Annotated in this window: 26 protein-coding genes; 8 read left to right on the top strand and 18 right to left on the bottom strand. The window is 50.0% G+C overall.

Annotated features, from left to right (window positions below; translation table 11 throughout):
• Positions 1–5 precede the first annotated feature (5 nt).
• From mraY to mraZ, 6 genes are all read right to left on the bottom strand, one after another.
• A complete protein-coding gene (gene mraY, locus Q1A04_RS14300; RefSeq protein ID WP_299707279.1) occupies positions 6–1226 on the bottom strand; it encodes a phospho-N-acetylmuramoyl-pentapeptide-transferase in 1221 nt (406 codons plus the stop codon).
• A gap of 40 nt (positions 1227–1266) precedes the next feature.
• Entirely contained in the window at positions 1267–2733 is a 1467-nt protein-coding gene (locus Q1A04_RS14295) for a UDP-N-acetylmuramoyl-L-alanyl-D-glutamate--2,6-diaminopimelate ligase (protein WP_299707276.1), read from the bottom strand.
• The gene (locus Q1A04_RS14290; protein WP_299707273.1) at positions 2733–4832 is read right to left on the bottom strand and encodes a penicillin-binding protein; all 2100 of its coding nucleotides are present in this window, start codon (positions 4830–4832) and stop codon (positions 2733–2735) included. The genes Q1A04_RS14295 and Q1A04_RS14290 overlap by 1 nt, the downstream gene beginning before the upstream one ends.
• Positions 4822–5244, bottom strand: a complete 423-nt coding sequence (locus tag Q1A04_RS14285) for an FtsL-like putative cell division protein (RefSeq protein ID WP_299707270.1) — start codon at positions 5242–5244, stop codon at positions 4822–4824. Before Q1A04_RS14285 ends, Q1A04_RS14290 begins: the two co-directional genes overlap by 11 nt.
• A 63-nt stretch (positions 5245–5307) precedes the next feature.
• The gene (rsmH, locus tag Q1A04_RS14280) at positions 5308–6210 is read right to left on the bottom strand and encodes a 16S rRNA (cytosine(1402)-N(4))-methyltransferase RsmH (protein WP_299707266.1); all 903 of its coding nucleotides are present in this window, start codon (positions 6208–6210) and stop codon (positions 5308–5310) included.
• Complete coding sequence (gene mraZ / locus Q1A04_RS14275) at positions 6210–6677, bottom strand: division/cell wall cluster transcriptional repressor MraZ (RefSeq protein ID WP_299707263.1); 468 nt, start codon at positions 6675–6677, stop codon at positions 6210–6212. The genes rsmH and mraZ overlap by 1 nt, the downstream gene beginning before the upstream one ends.
• Before the next feature lie 424 nt (positions 6678–7101).
• Between mraZ and Q1A04_RS14270 the strand changes: the two genes are divergently transcribed.
• The 3 genes from Q1A04_RS14270 (at position 7102) to Q1A04_RS14260 (ending at position 10217) form a co-directional block, all read left to right on the top strand.
• Positions 7102–7476 carry a hypothetical protein gene (locus tag Q1A04_RS14270; protein WP_299707260.1) on the top strand — a complete coding sequence of 125 codons (375 nt, stop codon included), beginning with the start codon at positions 7102–7104 and terminating at the stop codon, positions 7474–7476.
• Positions 7477–7556: 80 nt separating this feature from the next.
• Entirely contained in the window at positions 7557–9779 is a 2223-nt protein-coding gene (locus Q1A04_RS14265) for a TonB-dependent receptor (protein WP_299707257.1), read from the top strand.
• Between the two features lie 87 nt (positions 9780–9866).
• Complete coding sequence (locus tag Q1A04_RS14260; RefSeq protein WP_299707254.1) at positions 9867–10217, top strand: heavy-metal-associated domain-containing protein; 351 nt, start codon at positions 9867–9869, stop codon at positions 10215–10217.
• A gap of 47 nt (positions 10218–10264) precedes the next feature.
• On the opposite strand, the gene Q1A04_RS14255 is transcribed toward Q1A04_RS14260, so the two are convergent.
• The 10 genes from Q1A04_RS14255 to Q1A04_RS14210 all read right to left on the bottom strand — a co-directional run bounded on the left by Q1A04_RS14255 (position 10265) and on the right by Q1A04_RS14210 (position 18436).
• Complete coding sequence (locus tag Q1A04_RS14255) at positions 10265–10954, bottom strand: fatty acid desaturase (protein ID WP_299707250.1); 690 nt, start codon at positions 10952–10954, stop codon at positions 10265–10267.
• A 78-nt stretch (positions 10955–11032) separates the two neighbouring features.
• Positions 11033–11884, bottom strand: coding sequence for a 4-hydroxy-3-methylbut-2-enyl diphosphate reductase (locus Q1A04_RS14250; protein WP_299707248.1), 852 nt, complete (start codon positions 11882–11884; stop codon positions 11033–11035).
• 6 nt (positions 11885–11890) lie between these two features.
• On the bottom strand, positions 11891–12589 hold the full coding sequence (locus Q1A04_RS14245) for a lycopene cyclase domain-containing protein (protein ID WP_299707245.1): 699 nt from the start codon (positions 12587–12589) through the stop codon (positions 11891–11893).
• Between the two features lie 6 nt (positions 12590–12595).
• The gene (locus Q1A04_RS14240; RefSeq protein WP_299707243.1) at positions 12596–13132 is read right to left on the bottom strand and encodes a hypothetical protein; all 537 of its coding nucleotides are present in this window, start codon (positions 13130–13132) and stop codon (positions 12596–12598) included.
• A 4-nt stretch (positions 13133–13136) separates the two neighbouring features.
• Complete coding sequence (locus Q1A04_RS14235) at positions 13137–13970, bottom strand: phytoene/squalene synthase family protein (protein ID WP_299707241.1); 834 nt, start codon at positions 13968–13970, stop codon at positions 13137–13139.
• 13 nt (positions 13971–13983) lie between these two features.
• Complete coding sequence (gene crtI, locus Q1A04_RS14230; protein WP_299707238.1) at positions 13984–15492, bottom strand: NAD(P)/FAD-dependent oxidoreductase; 1509 nt, start codon at positions 15490–15492, stop codon at positions 13984–13986.
• Between the two features lie 36 nt (positions 15493–15528).
• A complete protein-coding gene (locus tag Q1A04_RS14225) occupies positions 15529–16038 on the bottom strand; it encodes a sigma-70 family RNA polymerase sigma factor (RefSeq protein WP_299707236.1) in 510 nt (169 codons plus the stop codon).
• A gap of 210 nt (positions 16039–16248) precedes the next feature.
• A complete protein-coding gene (locus Q1A04_RS14220) occupies positions 16249–17136 on the bottom strand; it encodes a MerR family transcriptional regulator (protein WP_299707233.1) in 888 nt (295 codons plus the stop codon).
• Complete coding sequence (locus Q1A04_RS14215) at positions 17109–17618, bottom strand: fatty acid hydroxylase (protein ID WP_299707231.1); 510 nt, start codon at positions 17616–17618, stop codon at positions 17109–17111. The genes Q1A04_RS14220 and Q1A04_RS14215 overlap by 28 nt, the downstream gene beginning before the upstream one ends.
• Before the next feature lie 44 nt (positions 17619–17662).
• Positions 17663–18436 carry an enoyl-CoA hydratase-related protein gene (locus Q1A04_RS14210; protein WP_299708825.1) on the bottom strand — a complete coding sequence of 258 codons (774 nt, stop codon included), beginning with the start codon at positions 18434–18436 and terminating at the stop codon, positions 17663–17665.
• A 387-nt stretch (positions 18437–18823) separates the two neighbouring features.
• On the opposite strand from Q1A04_RS14210, the gene Q1A04_RS14205 reads away from it, so the two are divergent.
• From Q1A04_RS14205 to paaD, 5 genes are all read left to right on the top strand, one after another.
• Positions 18824–19396 carry a TetR/AcrR family transcriptional regulator gene (locus Q1A04_RS14205; RefSeq protein ID WP_299707228.1) on the top strand — a complete coding sequence of 191 codons (573 nt, stop codon included), beginning with the start codon at positions 18824–18826 and terminating at the stop codon, positions 19394–19396.
• 112 nt (positions 19397–19508) lie between these two features.
• A complete protein-coding gene (gene paaA / locus Q1A04_RS14200; protein WP_299707226.1) occupies positions 19509–20495 on the top strand; it encodes a 1,2-phenylacetyl-CoA epoxidase subunit PaaA in 987 nt (328 codons plus the stop codon).
• Between the two features lie 20 nt (positions 20496–20515).
• Positions 20516–21154 carry a phenylacetic acid degradation b gene (locus tag Q1A04_RS14195; protein WP_299707224.1) on the top strand — a complete coding sequence of 213 codons (639 nt, stop codon included), beginning with the start codon at positions 20516–20518 and terminating at the stop codon, positions 21152–21154.
• On the top strand, positions 21154–21909 hold the full coding sequence (gene paaC, locus Q1A04_RS14190) for a 1,2-phenylacetyl-CoA epoxidase subunit PaaC (protein ID WP_299707221.1): 756 nt from the start codon (positions 21154–21156) through the stop codon (positions 21907–21909). The genes Q1A04_RS14195 and paaC overlap by 1 nt, the downstream gene beginning before the upstream one ends.
• A 7-nt stretch (positions 21910–21916) precedes the next feature.
• Positions 21917–22402, top strand: a complete 486-nt coding sequence (paaD, locus tag Q1A04_RS14185; protein WP_299707218.1) for a 1,2-phenylacetyl-CoA epoxidase subunit PaaD — start codon at positions 21917–21919, stop codon at positions 22400–22402.
• Between the two features lie 321 nt (positions 22403–22723).
• On the opposite strand, the gene Q1A04_RS14180 is transcribed toward paaD, so the two are convergent.
• Both Q1A04_RS14180 and Q1A04_RS14175 read right to left on the bottom strand, forming a co-directional pair.
• Entirely contained in the window at positions 22724–23848 is a 1125-nt protein-coding gene (locus Q1A04_RS14180) for a copper resistance protein NlpE N-terminal domain-containing protein (RefSeq protein ID WP_299707215.1), read from the bottom strand.
• A 210-nt stretch (positions 23849–24058) separates the two neighbouring features.
• Complete coding sequence (locus Q1A04_RS14175) at positions 24059–25789, bottom strand: M3 family oligoendopeptidase (RefSeq protein WP_299707212.1); 1731 nt, start codon at positions 25787–25789, stop codon at positions 24059–24061.
• Between the last annotated feature and the right edge of the window lie 76 nt (positions 25790–25865).

Here is a 25865-nt window from a genome sequence, read left to right as displayed (position 1 = left end):
GCTCGTTATCGTAGTTTCAGGGTTGCCAATGTCAAAATCGCCAGCATGATACCCACAATCCAGAAGCGCGAAACGATCTTGGACTCGTGGTAGCCGTTCTTTTGGTAGTGGTGGTGCAGCGGCGACATCTTGAAGATGCGTCGGCCTTCCCCGTATTTCTTTCTCGTATACTTGAAGTAACTCACCTGCAGCATGACCGACAGGTTCTCGATCAGGAAAATGCCGCACAGGATAGGTATCAGCAATTCTTTGCGCACAATAAGGGCCATTACTGCTATAATACCGCCTATCGCCAAACTACCTGTATCACCCATAAACACTTGGGCCGGATAAGAGTTATACCACAGGAAACCTACACAGGCTCCTACAAAGGCCAAGGCAAAAATGGTCAGCTCTCCCGAGTTCGGGATAAACATGATATCGAGATAGTCCGCGAAAATGGTGTTACCCGATACCCACGCAAAGATCGCCAGTGTCAGGCCGATAATAGCCGAAGTACCTGCCGCCAAACCGTCGATGCCGTCGGTGATGTTGGCGCCGTTGGACACGGCCGTGATCACCAGAATCACGAACGGGATGTACAGGTAGCACGACCAGTCTGCGAAAAGCGGACCCGCGAAAGAGAACAGATTGCAGTAATCGAGCTCGTTATTTTTGCGGAAAGGAATGGTTGTAATCATGGATTTGATGTCCACCCATTTGCTCGTGGCGTTCACGGCAGAAGTAGAACCATCGGTGAAAATGTACTGTCTTACGACAACATCGTCACTAAAGTATAGGGTCAAACCCACAATAATTCCTAAGCCAATCTGACCCAGTACCTTAAATTTTCCGGCCAGACCCTCCTTGTTCTTTTTGAACACTTTGATGTAGTCATCCAGAAAACCAATCAGCCCCAGCCATACCGTCGAAACGATCATTAACAGAATGTAAATGTTGTCCAGACGGGCGAACAGCAAGGTAGGAACAAGTATAGCCAACAGGATAATCAGACCGCCCATAGTTGGCGTGCCTTTCTTCTCCATCTGGCCTTCCAGGCCAAGGTCGCGAATGCTTTCGCCTACTTGTTTGCGCTGCAGTATTTTAATCAGTCGTCCGCCAAACATCATTGCGATCAGCAAGGATGTCAGCGTTGCCATACCCGCCCTGAACGAGATGTACTGGAATACACCCGCCCCCAAAAGGTCGTATTCACGGTCAAGGTATGTAAAGAGATGGTAGAGCATTTAATCTATCGTCTGTTCCTGTTTTTCTTTGTTTTATAGCTTATTTACCAAGCTGTTGCAGGGCTTCCTGCAGCACTTGTTTATCGTCGAAAGGGTACTTTATTCCCTTTATCTCCTGATAAGTTTCATGGCCTTTGCCCGCCACTAAAATGATATCGTCCTTGCCGGCCAGCATACAGGCCGTGCGAATCGCCTCTCTCCTATCCAACACACTCAGTGTCTTTTTGAAGTCGAGCGGCTTTACGCCTTTCTGCATATCCTCCAGTATCGCCTGCGGTTCTTCGAAACGCGGATTGTCCGACGTCAAAATCACCTTGTCGCTCAGGCGGCAGGCGATGTCGGCCATTACCGGGCGCTTAGTCGCATCGCGGTTGCCACCACAGCCAACTACTGTTATCACCTTCTGCAGCGGCGTGCGAATTTGCTGAATCGTGTTCAATACATTTTCCAAAGCGTCCGGCGTGTGGGCGTAGTCCACTATACCTGTAATTTGCTCGGTCTCTGACACGATGTAGTCGAAGCGACCCGCTGCTGTATCCAGACTCGAAAGCACTGTCAGCGCTTCCATTGGATCTTCTTCCAGCAACACCGCCACCCCATACGCACCCAACAGGTTGTAAGCGTTGAATGCTCCGATCAATTTCGCCCAGATCTCGTGACCGTCTATCTCCAGATGCAAACCCTGCAGCGTGTTTTCGATCAGGCGGGCCTTAAAGTCAGTTACTTTGCGCAGCGAGAAATAGCGCACGTCCGCTTTGGTATTCTGCACCATTACCGGACCGCGTTTGTCATCGGCGTTAATCAAAGCGAAGGCACCAGCCGGTAACATGTCGAAGAAAGATTTCTTGGCTTTGATGTACTCGTCGAAGGTTCCGTGGTAGTCGAGGTGGTCGTGGGTGATGTTGGTGAACACGCCGCCTGCAAAGTTTATACCTGCCACACGCTGCTGCACCATGGCATGTGAACTCACTTCCATAAAAGCATAGGCGCAACCCGCCTTCACCATCTTATCCAACAGCGCATTCAGCGACACGGCATCAGGCGTGGTATGCGTCGACGGGATCACCTCCTCGTCGATCTGATTTTGCACCGTGGAAATCATGCCCACGTGGTAGCCCAGTTCACGGAACAGCTTGTGCAGCAAGGTCACCGAAGTGGTTTTGCCGTTGGTACCCGTCACGCCCACCAACTTCAGTTTGCGGGACGGATGGCCGTAAAACGCAGAAGCCATCAAGCCCAAGGCCTGACCGCTGTTTTTTACTTTGATATAAGTAACACCTTCGGCCAGTTCTGCTGGTAATTCTTCGCAAACAATGGCAACGGCCTTCGCCTCCGCGGCTTTCGCCATGAAGTCGTGTCCGTCCACCTGCACGCCGCGCATGGCCACGAACAGCACCCCTTGCTGTACCTGACGTGAGTCGAACGTAATCGACTCAACCTGCACATCCAGCGGGCCGTGGCTTTCCAGCACGGTAACGTCTTTCAATATGTCCTGCAATAGCTGCATTAGCTCAGTACAATCGTAATTTTAGTTTCTTTATTAATTTCAGTTCCCGGCTGCACAGACTGTTTCTGTACACGCTTGCCCATGCCTTCCACACTCACTTTCAGGTGCTGATTGCCCAGAATGAACAGTGCGTCGCGCAATGTCATACCGGTCACGTCAGGTACCTGACCGCCTCTTACCGGGTTTGGCTCAAACTTCAGCGAGCGCATTTGCGGCGTCACGCGCACCCACTCGTCGTCATTGGTCGCCGTAGAGTGATTGCTGACACCGATCTTATTCAGAATCAGGCTCAGGTCATCGAAGCTGCCAGCTTTCACCTGTGGCAGGCTGTCTTTGTTCGGTACCACGCGGGCACGCAACGGCTGGTGCATCGCCAAGTCGCGGGCATAAGCCTTGTCAGCTACTTCCTTAAACACCGGCGCGGCCACATCGCCACCATACACATTCACCCCTCTCGGGCTGTCGATGATGACAATGCAGCTATACTTCGGGTTGTCTGCCGGGAAATAGCCTGCAAACGAAGTCGAGTAAAGCTTCACGTACTTACCGTCCTTTACCTTGCGGGCTGTTCCGGTTTTGCCAGCCACTTTATAGTCGGCACTCTTGATGTTCTTGGCGGTACCGTTTTGCACCACGCCTTCCAGCATGGCACGTACCTTCTTAATAGTTTCTTCCGAAGCGATTCGCTCGTTTAGCACCCGCGTTTGGAAGGTCTGGATTACCTGATCGGCGCGACGGATCTCCTTCACGATGATCGGCTGCACCTTCACGCCATTGTTCGCCACGGCATTGTAAAGCGCCAATGTCTGCAGCGGGGCCAACTTCATCTCGTAGCCAATCGACATGGAGGTAAGTGTGGTGCCATACCAAGTTTTATCGCTTGTGTTCTTAATATAAGGCCTTGCTTCGCCATCCATCTGAAATCCTAGCGTGCTGCTCAAACCGAACTTGTGCAGATAGTCCACAAAAGCCTGCTGATTGTCACCAAAGTTCTCCTGTATCAGTTTCGCCACCCCGATGTTAGACGATTTCTCGAATACCTCCTGCGTGGTAATCTTGCCGTAACCGCCGATTTTTACGTCAGTCATGGTCGTATTCTTAATGCGATAGGTACCGTTACCAGTATCTATTGAATCGGTCAAATCAAGGCCTGTATGCTCAAACAAAGCCAGCATGGAAGCTAGTTTGAAAGTAGAGCCCGGCTCTGTACGTCCTTGGTTACCAACCGCATAGTTATAGTCTTCGATGTAACCTCCCTTGGTTCTACCCAAGTTGGCCATCGCCTTGATCTCACCTGTCTTCACCTCCATCAGGATCACGCAACCGTAGTCAGCGTTCTTCTCCACCAAAGCTTTGTAGAGCGCGTTCTCCGCCACGTCCTGCAGGTTGATGTCGATGGTGGTTTTGATGTCGTAGCCGTTCTGCGGGGCCACTTCCGTGCCGTCGTAAATCGGTTTGTTACCGCCCGCTATACGCTCAAAAAGGGCCTCCCCATCGGTGCCCGCCAAATCGCCGTTGAAGCTGTACTCCAAACCAGCACCGTTCTTGTCTTCGTTGATAAAACCGATGGTACGCTCAGCCAGCATACCGAAAGGCTTAAAGCGCTTCTCCACTTTCTCGAAGATCACGCCGCCTTTATTCTTACCAGATCGGAAGATCGGCCAACTCGCCATCAGCTTCTTCTCCTGATAGTTGATCTGGCGGCTGTTCAGTCGGATATACCTTCTGCCGGCGTGCCGCGCATTCTTGATCTTGCGACGATAATGCTCCGGTGACTGGTCTTTGTAAAAGCGAGACAGCAACATGGCCAGCGAATCTATACCTCCGTTAAAAGCTTCCGCCTGCGCGATGGTCGGGTCAAAGGCCACACGGTAAAACGGCAGTGACGTGGCTAGAATACTCTCGTTGTCGGAGTAGATACTGCCACGGGTAGCCGGCACCGGCTGATAGCGAATGCGGCGCTCTTTCGAGATCTGCTTCCACTTGGTTCCGTCCAGCACCTGTATCTGCACGATCTTGTACACGATAGCACACGCAAAGAGGCAGACGAGCAAAAACACGATCCGCACACGCAGTACGATTTCCTTCTTAATATTCATCTTCCGCAACTTCAACTTGATAAGGTGGAGATGAACTTTCAACTAGGCCCAGCGGTGCCACGTTGCGTGCCACTTCAGACTGCTTGCTGGCGCCCATATAATCCGACTTCAGGGTGGTATAATCCGCCCGGAGGTCTTCTGTCTCTACTTTGATCTTAGCAATTTTGCGAATGGTCTTCTCGGCGTAGTGCGTGTTGCCGATGTAAAACAGGGTAATCCCTGTCATGAAAAGTACGTGCGGCAGAAAACGGGTTGGCACCCCTTCCTGAAACAGAAAATCAACGTTGGTGTATTTATCCAGCCACTTGAACAGGCTGAACCCTTTCTTTTTAGCCTTTACCTCCGGCTTTGCCTCTTCCTCTGGCTTCACGCGCAGCGTGTTGCCTTTGGGCGCGGCAGCTGTCTTAGTCATAAGGTTAGGAGCCATAGTTAAGTTTAGGTTACTACACTGTTGTTTATTCTATTTCTGCATTCGCTATCTCTTCTCTGCGATTCTTAGTTTGGCGCTGCGTGAGCGACTGTTCTCGAGCAACTCTTGTTCGGAGGGCACGATCGGCTTGCGGTTAACGGCGTCGAGCGGTTTTTTCTCGTTCCCGAAAAGGTCCTTTTCCACTTCCCCGAAAAACTTGCCCTTGGCGATAAAGTTCTTCACCAGCCGGTCTTCAAGTGAGTGGTAAGACATCACTACCAATCGTCCGCCGGGCTTGAGTACCTCGGCCGCTTGCTCCAGCATTTCCTCGAGCGCCTTCAGCTCGTCGTTTACCTCTATGCGCAGCGCCTGAAAAACCTGCGCCAGATATTTGTTCTCCTTCCCTCGCGGGGTGCAGGAGCTGATTGCTTGCTTAAACTCTCCGATCGTTTCGATCGGGTTGAGTGCCCGTTGTGACACGATCACGCCGGCCAGCGTCTTGGCGTTTTTCACTTCGCCGTAAATGCCGAAGATCTTGTGCAACTGTTCCTGACTGTAGGTGTTTACCACCTCGCTCGCCGGTATACCCGAATCCGAGTCCATGCGCATGTCCAGCGGTCCGTCGAAGCGGGTCGAGAAACCGCGTTCAGCTTCATTGAACTGGTGAGACGACACGCCTAAATCAGCAAGTATGCCGTCCACTTCTTTCACACGATATAGGCGCAGGTACTTTTTCAAATCCCTAAAGTTGGCGCGCACAAAGGTGAAAGCCGGGTTGTCAATCTTCTTCGATTGTTCCTCTGCGTCGCGGTCTTGGTCAAACGAGTAAAGCTGACCGGTTGTCAACTTGCTGGCGATTACCTTAGAGTGACCACCGCCTCCAAACGTCACATCCACATACACGCCATCCGGCTTAATCGCCAGTGCGTCTATGCATTCCTGCAGCATGACCGGTCTGTGGTACTCCATTAAATTAAAGGCGCTTCCGCCGGTTTATCTCCTAAAAACTTCTCGGCCAGTTGCGAGAAACTCTGCTGGTCCTTGATCAGGAAGTCCTCGTATTTGTCCGGATTCCAGATCTCGACACGGTTTCCTAAGCCTACCACAATCGCCTCCTTCTCCAGATCGGCGAAGCGGGCCATGGTGCGGGGCACAATGAAGCGGCCGGTGCCATCCAGCTCGATCTCCGTGTTGCCACGAAAGAAGTTGCGCTGAAACTGGCGATACTCCTCGTTAAACTCGTTCAGACCCGCCACCTTGTCGTAGATCGTCTTCCACTCCGATTTCGGGTAGAGCACGAGGCAAGGTTCGAAGCCTCTCGTCAGAACGACATGATTGCCAGACGCCTCCGGCAAGTTGGTTTTTATCTTTGCAGGTAAAACCAACCTTCCCTTCGGATCAATCTTGCATTCGTATTCGCCAGACAGGAAGTTCATGGATTGTGACAGTTATATCCGTATAGTTTTCGGAGTATACAAATGTAACGATTCACCAAAACACCGCAACCACAATCTCCCACTTTTTACCACTTTGTGGATAAATTACGGTTATCCACCCCACTTATCCACATTATCCACATTTCGGACCTTCATTTTGCGGATAAGTTTATTTGCATAAAATATGCCTGTTTACTAATATACGAGAGGGCATATATTTTAAATGGCTATAAATCAATTATTTAACCCTTAAAACAGGTATACCTAACACCGGCTACGGTGTGTTTTCAGCAAAAGTGGGACAAAGTGGAGAATGTGGTATAAAGTGGGGCGATATCCCGGGAGTGGATAAAGTTTGTAGTGAAAGTGGGGAGTTTGTTCGTATATTTGTGCTGTGAATCAGACCATCCGCCATACGGTTACATTGCTGCTGACCCTAAGCATTTTGCTGGGCTCCTTTGGCGTGGCCTTAAGTGAGCAGCTTTGTCTGATGACTGGCTTGAAATCGTCGGCCGTACTAGAAGAAATGGATGGTTGCTGTCAAGAGACTGACCCTCAGGAAGCTGAGACAGATGATTGCTGCACGACAGCACTGTCCTTTGAAAAACTGGAGCCTGTCTCTTCACTTAAGAGCTTGTCGCTTGAGGTGCCGGTGTTCTTTGCTGTTGCCTTCACGCCACTTTTTACCACTTGGGCACCAGCCATCGCTGTTGACCAGCGGATTCTTACCTACTCCGACAGTTCTCCCCCGCTGTACGGCATCAATCTACTGCATCGTTTGCACATTCTCATCGTCTAGAATTTTAGTTTGCTCCATCTCTGCACCAGCCATAGGCTTGTGCACTTTTCTGCATTCAAAATTTTAAAAGATAAGCATCCATGAATTATAGCATACCTGTGCGCTATTTTAGCCGAATGATCGGCACACTCGCACTTTTCATTACCATACTTATACCTGCCGCCGCCCAGCAACTCACGGGTAAAGTGGTAGATAAAACCACCAATTCCCCACTTATCGGTGCCAATGCTGTTTGGAAAGGCACTAATAAAGGCACTTCCACCGATGCAACAGGCGGCTTTTCACTACAACTTGCTGACGCCATTACGCCCGAGATTATTGTCTCTTACTTAGGGTATAAGCAGGACACGATCGACGTGAGTGGCCAAACCTCTATTACTGTCGGGCTGACCTCCACCGGATCCCTCAAAGAAGTAGTTGTGGAAGGACAGCAGACGCGCTATTCTGCCCTCACCCCGACCAATTCACAGATTATCACGACCCGCGACTTAGAGAAGTCAGCTTGCTGCAATCTGGCCGAAAGCTTTGAGACCAATGCCTCAGTAGAAGTAACCACCACCGACGCGGTTTCAGGTGCTAAGCAAATTCAAATGCTGGGACTGGACGGCTCCTATACCTTGCTCACCACCGACAACGTGCCGGCCCTGCGCGGCTTGTCGACCCCCTATCGCCTCAACTATCTCTCGGGCACTTACATCGAGTCGATAGACATTATTAAGGGAATGGGCTCGGTTCTGAACGGCTACGAATCGATTTCGGGGCAGGTGAACGTGAAGCTGAAAGATCCGGAGAAGAGCGAGCGGCTATATCTAAACCTGTATGGTAACAGTCTGGCCAAGTTCGACGCCAACCTGAATGTATCGGCGCAGGTGAGTCCGAAATGGAGCACCCTCCTGATGCTGCACTCCGACCACTTGGGCAACCGTGTAGACCGCAACAAAGACGGCTTTATGGACTTGGCGCTGGGCACACATCACAACGTGTATAATAAGTGGAAGTACACGCACGGCGACACATGGGTGTCGGAGTTTGGCATCAACGCGCTTCGAGAGACCAAACTGGGCGGGCAAATGGATTACACGAAAGGAGAGCCAGTTGGTCCTGACCAGCGCTATGGCACTGAGTCGGAGACGGACCGTTCGTCTTTTTACAACAAGACCTCCTATACCTTTCCGGGCAGACCATACCAGAGCATAGGCTTCATCTCCTCTGGTGTGCACCACAAGTTCAACTCCCTCTATGGCCGTCGCCAGTACAACGGAGAACAGAACACTGGCGACCTACGCTTTATTTTCCAGTCCATCATTGGACATACGGGCCATACCTACAAGGTGGGCGCCAGCTTCCTTTATGATGACTATACCGAGCGACTGGAGCAAACCAGACTGGCCCGCACAGAGCAAGTGCCGGGCATTTTCGCCGAGTACATCTTCAACAATGCCGAGAACCTGACCGTAGTGGCAGGTGCCCGCACTGATTTCCACAACCTGTACGGCACGGTGTTCACCCCGCGCCTGAACGTGAAGTACGATCTCACGAAGAACACAATTTTCAGGGTGGCGGCAGGCAAGGGTTTCCGGGTGGCCAACCCGATTGCGGAGAACACGGCGGCTCTGGTCAGCAACCGCGCCTTTACTTTCCGGGAAGAGCTGGAGCCGGAGAAGGCATGGAATCTGGGCGGGTCTTTCACTCAGTATTTTGAGTTAGGCGGTCGTCCGGGTGCTTTCATCACCGACTACTACTATACCACGTTCCAGAACCAAGTGGTTGCCGATATGTACAGTAGCGCTAATCAGATAGCCTTTTACAACCTGCAGGGGCGCTCCTTCTCCCGCAGTTTTCAAGCGGAGCTGCAGTATGAAGTCCTGAAAGGCTTTGATGTGAAGACGGCATATAAGTACTACGATGTACAGACCACCTATAACGGCACGTTGCAACAGCGCCCTATGATACCACAGCACCGCTTCTTCGTGAACCTAGGCTTTGCCACACCATTCGACAAGTGGCGCGCTGACCTGACCACGCAGTACTTTGGGCAGATGCCGCTGGCCTACATGGAAGGCCATGGCGGAGCAGCCAACGTGCGCCAGTCCGATGCCTTCTATACCTTGAACGGACAAGTATCACGGGCCTTCAAGCGTTGGGAACTATACCTTGGCGGAGAGAACCTGTTGAACTTCCGACAGCCGGATGCGATCAGAGGAGCAGACAATCCCTTCGGCGCCAACTTCGATGCCAGTATGGTCTGGGGGCCGATTACCGGCCGGGTAATTTATGCAGGCATGCGCTTTAAAATAGAATAAAGGCACATCATTTGTATTGCTCCTTCGGCACTAAATGAAATCAAATCATTATCATACATCTAACATTCATCAATAATAATTCACATTATGAAAATCTTCAGAAACCTCGGATTAGCACTTATTATGTTCTTTGCTACATTTAGCGCTCAAGCCCAGAATGGCAACGAGAAAACGGTTCAAATTAAAACCTCGGCTGTGTGCGGCATGTGCAAGAAGAGTATTGAAAAATCGATGGCTTACGAAAAGGGTGTGAAAGCCTCGACACTGGACGTGGATTCCAAAATGCTAACCGTAACCTACGACAGCAAGAAGACCAACGAAGACAAGATCCGCAAGGCGGTGAATGAAACCGGTTACGATGCTGACGACAAGCCAGCCACACCACGTGCTTACAACAAACTAGACGATTGCTGCCGCAAGGAAGCTGGCGCGCACTAAGCCGCTTAAACCTTTAAAATAGAAAAGGGTAGCTGATACATTATTGGCTACCCTTTTGCTTTATACAGCTGCCACCACGGCAAGTATGGCTTGTCGTGATGCTCGTAGTGGTAACCGAAGAAATAGCAGCTCACAAAGGCCCACAGGTGGTTTTTTGACTGCGTACCCGACTTGTGCCTATTATCCGGCGCATGCTCGCCCCGGTGCGGCAGGTAGGTTCCGAAGTAAAACAACTGAAACGTAGCCAGTATAGCTGGCACCATCCAGAACATAACCACATTCTCAATCGGAAAGATCAGTTGCAGCACGTTGTAAGTAATGGCCATCAGCACGATCTGCCACCACGTGATGTAGTTCTTCAGAAAACTGTAGTACCAAGGCCAGAACGACCCATGATGGTAATCAGGGTCTTCTTCTGTGGCCACATGCTTGTGGTGCTGATGATGTTTGGGCAGAAGACGCGGGTACCAGTTATAGGCGAAGAGAAAAGCGGTGACAGTACCAATTAAATGGTTCAACTTGGGTCTCCCGGGCGCAACGACACCGTGCATGGCGTCGTGAGCGGTTATGAAAAGCCCGGTATACAGGTGCGTCTGCAATAACAAAAACAGGTATGGCAGCGGCGAAGCGAAATCAATGGGGAAGCGCAACAAATATACGAGTAAGCCGAACCAGCATGCCACGATGATGGCTGCAATGGTTATACCCCTGTTATCTCGCTTGATTGTTTTTGCCATCGTTTTATTGACAAAGGACGGAAAAAATTTCCTTACTGTACATGGCGGATTCTACTGCCCATCTTGAGCTAAACCTGACTATACCTTTTCCCCCAGCAAAATATTCCTCACCTCCTCCATCAGCCACATCGGTGTAGAGGTCGCGCCACAAATGCCCACTTTGTCGCCATCGGCAAACCACTCAGGTTGTATCTCCTCCACTTTCGAAACAAAGTAAGTAGCCGGGTTCGTGTCTTTGCATACCTGATAGAGCACTTTGCCGTTGCTCGACTTCGTACCTGACACGAAGATGATCTTGTCAAACTGCGCGGCAAACTTTCGCAGGTCTTTGTCGCGGTTCGATACCTGCCGACAAATGGTGTCGTTGGCGTCTACTTCGTAGCCTTTTTGTTCGAGCGTGTTTTTGATATTGTAAAAGCTGTTGGTGCTTTTGGTGGTCTGGCTGTAGAGCGTGATTTTTGGCGGCAGATCGTGCTGCATCAACTCTTCCACGTTCTCAAACACCACCCCTTTGTTGCTCGTCTGCCCTAAAAGTCCCATCACTTCCGCATGCCCGTGCTTGCCATAAATGAAAATCCGCTCGTCTTTGTCATAGGACGTCTTGATCCGGTTTTGCAACTTGAGCACCACCGGGCAGGAAGCGTCAATGAGCGTTAAATTATTCTGCAGGGCAATGTGATAGGTGGAAGGCGGCTCGCCGTGGGCGCGAATCAGCACGGCCTCGTCTCGCAGCTCTCGCAGTTGATCATGGTCGATAATGCGCAGGCCGCGTTTTTGCAGGCGCTCTACCTCCACGTCATTGTGCACGATATCACCCAGACAATAGAGATACCCTTGCTCATCGAGAATGTCTTCTGCCATCTGGATGGCATAGACCACGCCGAAGCAAAAGCCTGAGTTAGAATCGATGGTGACTTGAAGGTTCCGCATATACCTTTATACAGCCAAGCGTTGATATTGTTTAACGGCGAAGCGCTGTTTTAAGCCCTCGTAAATCGAAATTGTCAACAAAAGCATGAGCATGGAGTACATTGTGTCTTCCACAGGTATAGATACAATGCGCAGACTCAGGTTATGACTATTGTTATACCACACAATCGGCAGATAGGTTAGCACACCGTTTACCAGCAAAAACGGCACAAGGTGCACAATATAAGCCAGATAGAAACGCCCTAACTTCTGGGTATTGAAAAAGTAGTAATGCGCGCCCAACATGGCGGCCAGCAAGGTAAAGGTGATAGAAGTATAGAGCTTTTCGAGATTAAGGACTGCCAAGAGTAAGAGCACCGGTATAAGCACAAAGGTTATTCCCTTGGCATAAGGCTGCAACAAATCTTTGGTGATGTAGGCGTTCAGGCACTCATAGATAAAGACGCATGCGTAAGGCACCGTGATAAAGAAGAGCACTTCCTCGAGCGGCAGGTTAAAGATGTATATACCTACCAGATACTCCGGATTAAAGCCCCATATACCTGCTTGCGTGAAAAGCTCGTCCCAGATGATAAACAGCACCGCATTGATGATAATAGCTGGCCACAGGTATGGCCAGTTTTTATAGAAAGCCACTTTCCTGTCGAATGAAAGCAACAGGGGAAACAGAATGGTGAATATGTTCAGGTACAGGTATAGCGGCATTGGGGTTTATATCGGTATACTTTTGAGTTTTTGTTTTTCCTGTTCGGTACAGTGGTCCTTCGTCAGTAAGAAATCGCGCATGTTGCGGGCCATATCTGTCGACAACCCCGAATTAGGGTGACGCTGCAAGCCAGAGATGATCTTAGCCTTGTCATCCTGCAGATTCTTGCTCATGTTCAAATAACGAGGCACGTAATGCTCCACTGTAAAGCGCAGAAACCTGATTTCAGGATTGGCCGGATCCAGCTTCACCGCCTCTTCAAAAATTTCGGAAGAGGCCTGCAAATGCTTCATTTTGAAGTATGGATTCCAGACATGCTTGGCCATAATGGCTTCTGACACGGCTTTATAAGCAATTACCACAGGATTGCTGTCTTCGTAATTGCTCATCAGCTCATGAAATTCCTTGCCGGCCTTGCTGTCTTTGCTGGCTTCTAGGAACTGCACGCGCAGATCGGGTAACTTGTAAGCTTTGGAATTATCGGCTAGTGCCGTAAAACAAAAAAAGAGTAATGCGGAAAGTATGGCTAAGCTATTCTTCACGATATTAAATGGCGTTTAGTTGGTACCTGACATAGGAGCCCAAAAGTAAGGCAAACTTTGTGTTATCAGGTACTCTTACGCGCTCATTCAATATATGGGTTGCCGGCAAGTGTTTGATTTTCCGGAAAAGCTTGAGGTAATAGACGTAGGCAAGGTATACACCCATGCGTGCAGAACGCGGCAAAGCCAGTATACCGGCGTAGGCATCCTCAAAGTCTTTGGCGATGTCAGCCTCGATTTCCTCTTTGCTGGCATTGTTAAACGTGCGGATATCCACGGCCGGAAAATAAACCCTGCCACGGTCCTTAAAATCACTCTTCATGTCGCGCAGAAAGTTTACTTTCTGGAAGGCCGCCCCCAGACTACAAGCCGGTTTTTTGAGTCTTTCAAACTGTTCTTCATCACCCTCACAGAACACTTTCAGGCACATTAGCCCCACCACTTCGGCCGAACCATAGATGTACTCTTTGTACAAGGCCGGGTCGTACACATGGTCGTCCAGATCCATGGCCATGCTTTTCAGGAACGCCTCGATATATTCACGGTCGATGTTATACTCGTTCACCACGCACTGGAAAGCATGAAGCACCGGGTTCAGGCTTATACCTTGCTCAATGGCCTCATAAGTCTGTCGGCTGAATTCGTCGAGTAGCTTGCGCTTGTCGTAATCGTGGAAGGTGTCTACAATCTCGTCGGCGCAACGCACAAAGCCATATATGGCATAGATGGGCGCGTGGAATTTGCGGTTCAGCGTCTTGATGCCGAGTGTAAAAGAGGTGCTGTACGCCTCGGTGATCAGTTTGCTGCACTTCAGGCAGGTGTCTTTGAAAAGCTCCATAGATTCAGGGGAGTTAATTACTAACTGGTAATCGCTGACCCGGAGCCAACGCATAATCCTTCGCCACTTCCTTTGCCACCACCTGCCCCGAGATAAGGGATGGTGGCACCCCCGGCCCCGGCACAGTCAGCTGACCGGTATAGTACAGGTTCTTCACTTTTTTACTTTTCAGGCTGGGCTTTAACAGAGCTGTTTGCAACAGCGTGTTCGCCAGACCATAGGCATTGCCTTTAAAGGCATTGTAATCGGCTATAAAATCGCGGTGGGCATAGCTGCGTTTGTACACCACGGCGCTGCGCACATCCTGTTTGGTCAGGTACTCCAACCGATCCATGATGATGTTGAAGTATTGCTCGCGCAGTGCTTCCGTATCTTCCAGTCCCGGAGCCACTGGCATCAGTACAAACAGGTTCTCGCAACCTTCTGGGGCTACACTCTCGTCCGTTACCGACGGAGCCGACACATAGAACAGCGGCTTGGCTGGCCATTTCGGGTCTGTATAAATTTCGTGCGCATGCGGACCGAAGTCTTCGTCGAAGAACAGGTTGTGGTGGCGCAGGTTATCCAGCTTCTTATCTATACCCAGATAGAAGATCAGGCAGGAAGGTGCCATCACACGTTTTTCCCAATATTTATCGGTGTAGGTTTGATAGGCCGGAGCCAACAGATTCTTCTCCACGTGATGGTAATCGGCGCTAGCCACCACCACATCGGCTTCGAAAGTGCCCGTAGCGGTGCGCACGCGACGGGCTATGCCTTGCTCTACCTCTATTTCCTGCACATCTTGGTTATACAGAAAAGCCACGCCTTTCTCCTCGGCCAACTGCACCATGCCTTCGATGATCTTGTACATGCCACCCATCGGGTACCACGTCCCGAGACTAATATCGGCGTAGTTCATCAAACTATAGAGTGCCGGGGTGTTTTGCGGCAGCGCTCCGAGAAACAGCACCGGAAACTCCATCAGCTTGATAATTTTCTCATGGGAAAAGAAGCGGCGGATATGCGTGTGTATCGATTGGAATACATCCATGCGAAGCACATCCAAGAGCAAGCGCAAACTCATGAACTCACTCACGGAGCGGCCGGGCTTGTACACCAGCTGGTTTATACCTACTTCATACTTATAAGCGGCCTGTTCCAAAAACTTGTCAAGGCGGGCGGCACTTCCCGGCTCCCAGTTTTCAAACAGCGCCTTTAGTTCATCTAATGACGCGGGCAAATCCACAAAGTCATCTTCGCCGAACACCACGGTATAAGATGGGTCAAGGCGAACAAGGTTATAGTAATCGGAAACGCTTTTGTTGAACTTGTTAAAGTAAGACTCAAACACATCGGGCATCCAGTACCAGCTCGGTCCCATGTCGAAGGTATAGCCATCGGCCTCAAAGCTGCGGGCGCGACCACCGGGTGTGGCATTTTTCTCGAGCACCGTCACCTCATACCCTTGGTCGGCCAGACTGGTGGCAGCCGATAGCCCCGAGAAACCTGCACCGATTACTATTACCTTTTTATGCATCATCTAGAAATTTACTAATTTTTCTGGTTTAAGTTGTAGCTAGTCACCATAAACTTGTAGCAACTTCTTCAGCTCCTTGCGGGCAATGTGAATGCGGTTCTTCACTGTTCCGATCGGAATATTCAGTTTTTCAGCAATTTCTAAGTATTTAAATCCGATGTAATACATCATAAAAGGTGTGCGGTGCTCTTCATTTAGTTTTGCAATAGCCGCTTTGATATCACTCATCACAAAAGCGGCCGTGCCTTTATTCACCGTCACGAAACTGTCGTCTGTATTGAGGTACTGCAGATACTCCGAGCTGTCAATATTGCTACTGCGCTTCGTAATCTTGTTGTAGTTATTGATAAACGTGTTGCGCATGATGGTGTAAAGCCAAGCCTTGAGATTGGTGCCGGCGTTAAACTTCTCGCGGTTTGATAATGCCTTCAATAGTGTTTCCTGCACTAGGTCTTTGGCATCGTCCGCGTTACGGGTAAGATTCATGGCCACTGGCTTCAACGAACCTGCAGCTAACTGAATATGGTTGGAGAATTCTAATGCAGTCATAATGTTTAATCTTTTAAATGAATCACTAAACAATTATACGACAGTTAAAATTAAAGGTCAAATTCTGTTTAATGTTTTTTTTAAATAATTAAACATATAATCCACCCTATATCTTCTCTAAATTGAACTTTAAAATAAAAATGGGCCAAACCCTTTCGGATTTGGCCCATTTTGTTGAACAATAGCGGCTATATAGTTTTGAATAATTTATTAGTTAGTTTGTGTTAACACTGCTATAAAATCTGCAATGCAACTGGTGCGATGTATATTTTTCGGGAATTTCAGAAAGTCGTACTGCGCCTGATAACCATATAGATAAACCTGAGCCGCCGGAAAAGTGCCGGCCAGTCTATCGACATACTCCTGCACATGCTCTCGCTCGGGCACAATGGTCAGCACAGTACAGATAATTTCTGGTTTCAGCAAATCGTAGGTCCGCTTGAGGTCCTCAAAAGGCAGGTTCTGCCCAAGATAGATAACCTGTTGATGGTGCGCCCGGATCAGATAGTTCATGTAGAGCAAGGCGATCTCATGCAGTTCCCCTTCCGGTAGGTACAGCAAATAAGACGGCGTACCCTCCTTGCGCCTCACGACCTGCCCGTCAATGGCCACGATCAGTTTCTGCCGCACCAGATTACTTACAAAATGCTCGTGCGCAGGACTGATGTTATTTGTCTGCCAGAGTATCCCAATCTTGTGTAGAAAAGGATACACCACCTGCATCATCGCATCTTGAAATCCCAACTGCAACGTAACCGTGGAGAAAGACTTATCGAATCGCTCTTCATCCATGTCGACCATAGCCGTGACCATGCTGTTGATATGATGCGAGAGCGTAGACTGATCATGTTCAGCCAGTTCCTGCACCGTCAGTTTTAGCTGGTCGGGGCTCATCTTGGCTATTTTAGAGATCTTATACCCTTGCTCATTGAGAAGTGAAATGTTAAGCAGGGTCTTTAGGTCAGCGTCGCTGTAATAGCGGATGTTAGTGTCGGTGCGCTGGGGACAAAGCACGTTGTAGCGCTGTTCCCAGATGCGGATGGTGTGAGCTTTGATACCGGAAAGGTGCTCTAGCTCTTTAATGGTGTATTGCGCCACGTCTGTTCCCCTTGTTGTCGTTTCTGTAAAATTGAGTATGCCGCCCTGAAGTACCTTGGTGCCACCCACAGCATACCATAAGATTCAGAGCCGTCGCGGCCCGTGTGCTTGTGGTGTACTTTGTGCGCCATGTTTAAGGCTTTCAGGTAAACGTTAGACGTTTTACCGAAAAGCCTGATGCGCCTGTGGATAAACACATCGTGTATCAGGAAATAAGCCACCCCATACAGTGTAATGCCTGCGCCTATCCAGAACCTATAGTCGATAGGCTCGCTGCCAAAAATAAAGAACAGCATCGCAAGCGTTCCATAATAGGCAAAAAACAGGTCATTCCACTCAAAGGCGTGCTTATGATGCGTATGATGGGACTTGTGCAGGAACCAGAGAAACCCATGCAGCACGTATTTGTGCATGGCCCAAGCCACGCCCTCCATCGCTACAAACGTAATCAACATGATTCCAAGGCCCATCAGCATACTCATCAAACAACAAGTTTAACAAATGGTTTTGAAAGTTTAACAGAAATCTACCAAGTCAGCGCCTGTTTATTTAAAAAGGCGTCTATCCCGCGCTGGCAATCTTCGCTACCGCGTGCCACAGCGTTCATCTCAGCCGCATACTGAAGTCCATCTTCCAGAGACATCTCCTGCACCCGGGCAATCATTTCTTTGGTCACCTCCATGCTCTGGCGTGAGTTCTCTTTGCAAAGCTTCTGGGCAAAATCAAACACCTTGCCTTCCAGTTCTTCGGTAGGTACCACGTAGTTCACCAAGCCATAGCCCTGTGCCTCCTCAGCGGAGATCAGGTCGCCGGTAAGCAAGAGTTGTTTGGCGCGGGCCTCCCCTATTTTGCGCAACAGGAACACCTTTACGATAGCAGGTATAAAGCCAATCTTCACTTCAGTATACCCGAACTTGGCATCCGGCACCGTGAAGGCGAAGTCGCAGATGGCGGCAAGACCGCAGCCACCGGCTATGGCGTGGCCATGTACTTGGGCGATCACCACTTTCTTTAAGGTATAGATTTGCCGGAAAAGCTCCATCAGGTGGGTGGAGTCGGCAAGGTTGTCGTGGTAGTCGTATTGCTGCAGGCGCTGCAGGTACTCTAGGTCGGCACCAGCGCAAAACACCTTACCCTCGGCGCGCAGCACAATTACTTTGCAAGTCTCGTCGTCTTCGGCAGCGGCAAAGGCACGCTTCAGCTCTGTTACCACCTCGGCGTTCAGAGCATTGCGCTTCTCAGATCGGGCTAGGGTGATATACCCAACACGCTCCTTCACTTCGTAGTGCACGAAATCCATGGTTTGCGTGATAGGTGGTTGTGTCGTGTCAGTCATGGTAGTGTTGTCTTCTAAATTTTGGTTGCACATACCGGCAAGCCGGTTTCAAGTATACGCGAGCAATTCGGTAATGCTCCATTAATATAAGGAAACGTCCGCTATTTTAAAGTTTTTAATGCGATTTCTTCTAGTAAACAGATCACAAAAAATGATCCAAGGTTGCAAGGGCAGCTTGTATCCAATTTAAATACATCATAACAAAGTTGTTATAGGCAGCGATACCAACTCACCCATGTCTTTTCAGCATGCAGTAAACCAACAACTTGCAAGATAAGATTCACGTAAAATTTATTTGCTAACGAACGTTAGGTTGCTTACATTTGTTGTTATCTATATAAGGAGTATACATTGAGCAGAAAAGAACAGATAGAGCAAACGGCAACGGCCTTATTTAAGACCAGAGGATTTTCGGCTACGTCCATGCGCGACTTGGCCAATGCCTTGGGCATAGAGGCTGCCAGCATTTACTCGCACATCCGTTCCAAAGAAGAGATTCTGCAGCGGGTATGCTTCCGGATGGCAGAGGAGTTTTTTGGGGCGATCGAGGCGGTGAAAGACGAAAACGCCAGCGCTACCGAGCAACTGAAACGCGCCATTTCGGCCCATGTGCAGGTGCTCACCCGCAACACGGAGGCATCGGCGGTTTTCCTGCAGGAGTGGCGCCACCTGAGCGAGCCGTACCATACGGAGTTTTTGGCACTGCGCGACCGGTATGAAAATTACTTCCGCGAGATCATCCGAAAAGGTATAGCCAGCGGAGAGTTTCAGGTGCCGGATGAGAAGTTTGCTGTGCTAACCATCCTGTCTGGCTTGAACTGGATTCATACATGGTATAAGCCCGAAGGGAAAATGAAGCCAGCCGAGATTGCGGAGAACCTGTCGGCGATGTTGCTGAACGGACTAAAGACGAACCTTAATTAAACTGATCTATACCTAACCTTTACCTAGTACACGCTAACTAATCCTAACCTTTGCCGGACTGCCCACCTTAACAGTTCGGCAATTATTACTGAACCTTAAAACTAAAGATATTATGTACGGAGGAGGAAACGTTTTTGAAGCTACCAAATTCGACGACCTGCAGACGGAAGATCCTGCAAAGCTGGCCGAATTTGAAGCGCGCATCGCTCGTGGCGAGAAGATAGAGCCAAACGACTGGATGCCGCAGTTATACCGCAAGCAGCTGATTCGTATGATTGAGCAGCATGCGCACTCTGAGATTATTGGTGCTTTGCCGGAAGGTACATGGATTACCCGTGCCCCGGGCTTCCGACGTAAAATGGCCCAAATGGCCAAGGTACAGGACGAAGTAGGACACGCACAGTTATTATATAGTGCTGCCGAGACACTGGGCAAAACACGGGAGCAAATGCTGACTGACCTGATTAATGGCAAGAGCAAGTACTCCAACGTGTTTAACTACCCGGCCTTTACATGGGCAGATTCCAACATCATTTCGTGGCTCATTGATGCGGGTGCTATCGTGAACCAGATGGCCAACGCTAAAGGCTCTTACGGCCCTTACTCCCGTGCGCTGGAGCGTATCTGCGCTGAGGAGGCTTTCCACCTTAAGTATGGACATGATGCCGTGGTGCATATGGCAACAGGCACACCTAAGCAGCGCGAAATGATTCAGGCTGCGCTTAACCGCTGGTGGCCGCCGATCATGACCTTCTTCGGACCGTCCGACAAGATGAGTACGCACACTGAAACGCTAATGCGCTGGAAAGTGAAGATGGCCTCTAACGACGAGTGCCGTCAGCAGTTCCTCGACATGTACGTGCCGAAGATCTGGGAACTTGGCCTGACTGTGCCGGATCCGAACCTGAAGAAGAACATGGAAACCGGCCAGTGGGAATTCACCGAGCCGGATTGGGATGAGTTTAAGCGCGTGATCAACGGCGATGGCCCGTGCAATGCCGAGCGCCTTGCCGTTCGCCGTACCGCGGAAGAACGCGGCGCATGGGTTCGCAGAGCCCTCCTCAACCCGAAAGCAAAGTATGTGAAGCCGTTGGCATAGCCTGTGACAAATTAAGAAAGATGAGCTTAAAATCACTTGACCCAAGAGTAACCCGACTGAACCTGCCGGAAGGTGAGACACCAGCCATTGAGCCGAAGCCAGAGCTGGACCAGTTTGAAACATACGAGGCCTTCCACCAGAAGAAAGAAGGCGCTGCCCATACCTATGTAGGCCCTGTGCACGCACCAAACGAAGACGTGGCTTTCCTGTTCGCCAAAGAGCAGTATAGCCGCCGTTTTGCCTGCGTAGGCCTTTGGATCGCGCGCACCGAACACATTCAGGTAACGCCTTATGTAGGTGATGGTGAGAACGTGTACGAGATGATGCGTGTGGTGGAAGAACCCACCGAACGCAGCGAAGAGGCGGAAGCGTACGAGATTTTCCATTTAAAGAAACGCGGGAAAGCGCATACCCATGCCGGCCGTGTAATGGCGACTTCTTACCAAGAAGCCTTACAAGAGGCACGCAATCAGTTTGGCGAGAAAGGCCCGATTGTGAACGTGTGGGTAGTAAAGTCGAAGCATGTGCTGCAGTCAGCTGAAGAGGACAAGGACATGTGGACTACTATACCTGAAAAGAAGTACCGCGAAGCCATCGCTTACAAAGTAATGGACAAAATCACGAAGTATAAAGAAGAACACAAAACGACTGCCCTATAATGAACGAGCTAGCGATAAAAGACCTGTTATACAAACTGGCCGATGACCAATTGATATTGGGCCACCGCAACTCCGAGTGGACCGGTTTCGGCCCGATCCTCGAAGAAGACATTGCTTTCTCGTCGATGGCGCAGGACAAGATTGGCCACAGTCTGGCTTTCTATACCTTGCTGCAAGAACTTGGCGAAGCCGAGCCCGACACAGTTGCCTTTACACGCAACGCCAACCAGTTCCACAACAGCCAGTTAATAGAGTTGCCGAACGGCGAGTACGATTTCAGCTTGATCCGCCATTTCCTGTACGACAACGCCGAGATCATCCGCTTTGAGATGCTGAGCCAGTCGAGTTACGAGCCAATCGCCAAGGTAGCCACCAAGCTGAAAGGCGAAGTGAAGTACCATGTGCTACACGCCAACACGTGGATCAAGAACTTGGGTTCATCGACAGAAGAAGCTATCCTGCGTCTGCAGACTTCCCTGAACGAAGCTATACCTTACGCATTGGGTATGTTCGAGCCGTCGAAGTATGAGCAGGAACTGATTGAGGCAGGCGTATATGCTGGCGAAGAAGCTGTGAAAGCTGAGTGGCTGAAGCGTATTCAGGCGGTGATCGAAAAGACAGACCTAAAATTGCCTGACCTAAATACGATCGAACCAAAACTGGGAGGTCGCTACGGCGAGCACACCGAGCACCTGCAGCCGCTTCTGGATGAAATGGCCGAAGTGTTCAAGATAGACCCGACAGCGGAGTGGTAATAATATAATGGAGTTGACGAAAGAGAACATATTGACCCTATTGGAGGAGGTGAAAGACCCTGAGATACCGGTGTTATCGCTGGTTGATTTGGGAGTGATCACAGGCGTGGAGATTTCTGACGAAGGCCACGTGACGGTGAACATGACTCCGACCTTTGCCGGTTGCCCTGCCATGGACTACATGAAGAAGGATGTGGAGCGCACCTTGGATAAGTATGGCATTCCTGACCATACCGTCATAATGTCTTTCGATAAGCCTTGGGACAGTAATAAGATCTCTGAAAAAGGTCGTCAGCATTTGAAAGAGTTTGGTCTGGCGCCACCTCCTAAGTATAACCTGATACTGGACTTAGATATACTGGAACACGTGAAGTGCCCTTACTGCGATAGCGAAAATACAGATATGCGTACGCCATTTGGCCCAACCCTTTGCCGCTCCATGCACTATTGCAACGACTGCCGGCAGATGTTTGAGCAATTCAAGCCACTATAAAGACTTTAATAATAAAGTAGAAATCGCCTGTTGTAAACGACAGGCGATTTTTTTGTCTGAATCTCCATATAGGGCCTCTACCTCAAGGGTTTTTAGGAATTAAAGATTGATAGGATTTTCGTGCACGATTCGGACAGGTCGCGACCTGTCCCTACAGAGATTAACTACTAGCTGCCCTCGCCCCGAACGCTTTCGGGATGTGAGTTTTTCGGCAACCTTTGACCGCTTATGCACAATTGTTTAAATGTCTCTCAGTTACAATATCCACCCTTTACTTAGCTCAAGTATAGCTATTTAGGTCAAGTATAGCTATCGAAACATCTACTCCCCTCTCTCAAAAACAGCAACCCCCTTACCACCTAACATCAACTCCAACCGCTCTTCACTCACCCTATACCTTAACTCTCCATCACTCAACACTTTCAAAAACTGATTCTCCACCTCCATTTGCGGGCAAGCCATTTTCGTTGCGGCGATGGGGCCGAAATTAATCCTATCGCCAATTGGCTCTAGCGTACCTGTTATTCTGTTGCACCCCGCACTTCCCGACACCCTGCCCTCAGCCAGATCAATTATCAGAGATGGCTGGTTACGCTCGAAATCTTTTTGGTTAATGATTTTCCCTTGTAGCTCCACCAGATTCCAAGTACCATTCAAGCGGGAGTCGCGGAGATACATACCGCAGCCTTTGTATTCCATGTCATCTTTCAGCACCGTTACGGTATAAGGAAACTCGCGACCAGACATAGTGTTGACACACATTTCTTTCATCAGCCTAATTTCCAGATTACCCGATACGGTCTGTACTTTATACACGATACCCTCCCCAGTTTCAGGCTTTTCAGCGACGGGCACAGGCGTGAGCACGCTGCCGTTTTCTTCGTCCAATGCCCTGAATTCGATCATCTTTTCCAAGTCAATCTCCAGTGACCAGAACGGTTCGTTGCCTATAGCGGCAAAGTCTATCCCGCGTTCATACTTCTCACGCCACAACCGTGGGTTGTCCTCCGGTTCATCTGGGTTCTGCCGGCGCAAGCGGTAGGCTTCGGCATGGGTCGATTCAATCTGGTTGCCTTCTCCATCGAGCATAACCAGCGCTTCGCCATCAAAAGCGAATTGGTTATTACCCGTACCCTGTTTGTTCAGATTCACTCTCCCATCGCGCACGCCCCAAGTGCCCGACTGCACAAAAGGTATTGCGCTGCGGCCTTGGTATACCAACCGCTCCCGATAGGTGCTATCTGGGTTGAGGGTCAAAGTATAGTCTATACCCGGACAGTCGGCGCAGGGAATGGTGCCAACCCAAGTACCAACCGCTACTTGTGCCACCCGTGCGTTCGACGTGCCTTCTCCTCCCTGCGAGGACACCACTTGCGGAGAAGAACAGGCTGCGACCATACACAGCACCAAAATTCCGATGGGAATCAACAGTTTTAATGGGTACATTATCTCAAAGCTTAAATCTGAAAATTCACATAACTAAAGCGCTTAGTCACATCAGTATAATATCAGAAATGTCTCTTATAAAAGATCCGCACAGGGCTTAAAAACCTTGATACAAAACAGGCAAACCCAACATGTGGGTCTACAAAACACAAAGCCCCGCCGCTACCTAATTTGGTAACGGCGGGGCTTTCGGAAAGATATGGCTATACCTTATATTTTCTCCATTTCACCTTTCACAAAGTCTACCAGACTCTTGATGTAATCGGTGCTGAAGTCAAACTTGATGCCAGCCGCTTCATATACCTCGCCTATCGAAACAGTATAACCCAGACTCAAGGCACGCTTGTAGGCGGCGAGTCCTTCGGCAGGATTCTCTTTGTAGTTCTTCCAAACGGCAATGGCACCAAGTTGGGCCATGGCATACTCCACATAGTAGAACGGCACTTCGTAGATGTGCAGCTGTTTCTGCCAGATGAAGGGCTTATACTTCTCTAGTCCGCTCCAGTTCACCTCCAAGTGGTTAAAGCGCTCGAAAGTATGGAGCCACTCCTGATGGCGTTCTTCCTGTTTGTGCTCTGGGTGCTCATACAACCAATGCTGAAACTTGTCCACAGTAGCTACCCACGGGAAGGTCTCGAGCACACTCTCCAGATGCGTGCGTTTGGCACGACGCAACTCGTCTTCGTCAGTGAAGAAAGTATCCCAGTAATCCATCGAGATGAGCTCCATCGACATAGATGCCAGCTCGGCCACTTCTGAAGGCGGGTGTTTGAAAGCGCCCAATGTCAGGTCACGGGTCAGGAAGGAATGTACGGCGTGGCCACCTTCGTGCAGCATAGTGATCACGTCGCGCAGACTCGAGGTGGCGTTCATAAAAATGAACGGCACGCCGATATCGTCCAGCGGATAGTTATAGCCGCCCGGCGCCTTGCCTTTTCTTGACTCCAGATCCAAGTGGCCCATCTCGCGCATAGTGGCCAGACAGTCGCCGAGGTAGGTGTCGAGTTTGTAGAAAATCTGTATGGTTTTCTCCAGCAATTCGTCTCCGGACTTGAAAGGCTCCAGCGGGGATCTTCCGCTTGGGTCCACGTCCAAGTCCCAAGGGCGCAGTTCGTCCAGACCCAGTTTCTGTTTACGCTCGCGGTCTATACCTGTCAGCAAAGGCACGATGGTTTCCTGTATGGACTGGTGGAAATCAAAGCAATCCTGCGGGGTATAGTCGAAGCGGCCCATGGCGGCGAACATGTAGTCGCGGAAGTTATCGAAGTCGGCATTGTGGGCCACTTGCGTGCGGAGCTTCAGGAGCTCGTCAAACAGGTCGTCGAGTTTCTGGCGGTCCTGTGTGCGGCGTTCCTGTATGGCGCGCCATGCTTCTTCGCGCACTTCGCGCTCGTTGCGCTTCAGGCGATCGGCGGCACGTTGCAGCGTCATCTCCTCCCCGTCCAGCGTCACGGTCATAGCCCCTGTTATGGCGGCATACTGTTGCTGTTTGGTGCTGATCTCGGTGTTGAGCGGGATGTTCTCTTCGCGGAAGATTTCCAGCGCACGCTCCACGCCGCGCAAGTAGATGCGGTATTGGTCCTTGTCGAGCCCGTTCACGTAGGGCGAATGCATGAGCTTTAAGTTGAGCTCGTGGTCATAGGGAGCGATCTGTGGCTCTATCTCTGACACGAAGTACTGGAAAGCCTTCGTGATGTCCTCGTTCTGCGTGTCGCAGGTCATGCGAATGTAGCGCCAGCCGAGGTCTTCGGAGAGTAGGCTTTCGAGTTCACTGCGGTCCTTCATCCACTTTTCCAACTCCTCCACTGATTCAATGGTACGGCTTTTTAGTTCTTCAAAGTATGGCTGAATGGTCTCCCACGTATCAATCTTAAAGTCTTCCGACAGGTATACCCGTTTCTTTCGAGTGGGCACTTGTATCATAGCTTCTGATTTACTCATAGATAGTTCTGTATAAGAAAAGGTAATATATACACTTCTCCTGAAAGTGCAAAAAAAAGCTGCACTATATATGTAA

The organism is uncultured Pontibacter sp. (genome assembly GCF_947499215.1).
GTDB lineage: Bacteria > Bacteroidota > Bacteroidia > Cytophagales > Hymenobacteraceae > Pontibacter.
This window is presented reverse-complemented; position numbering and strand designations above follow the sequence as displayed.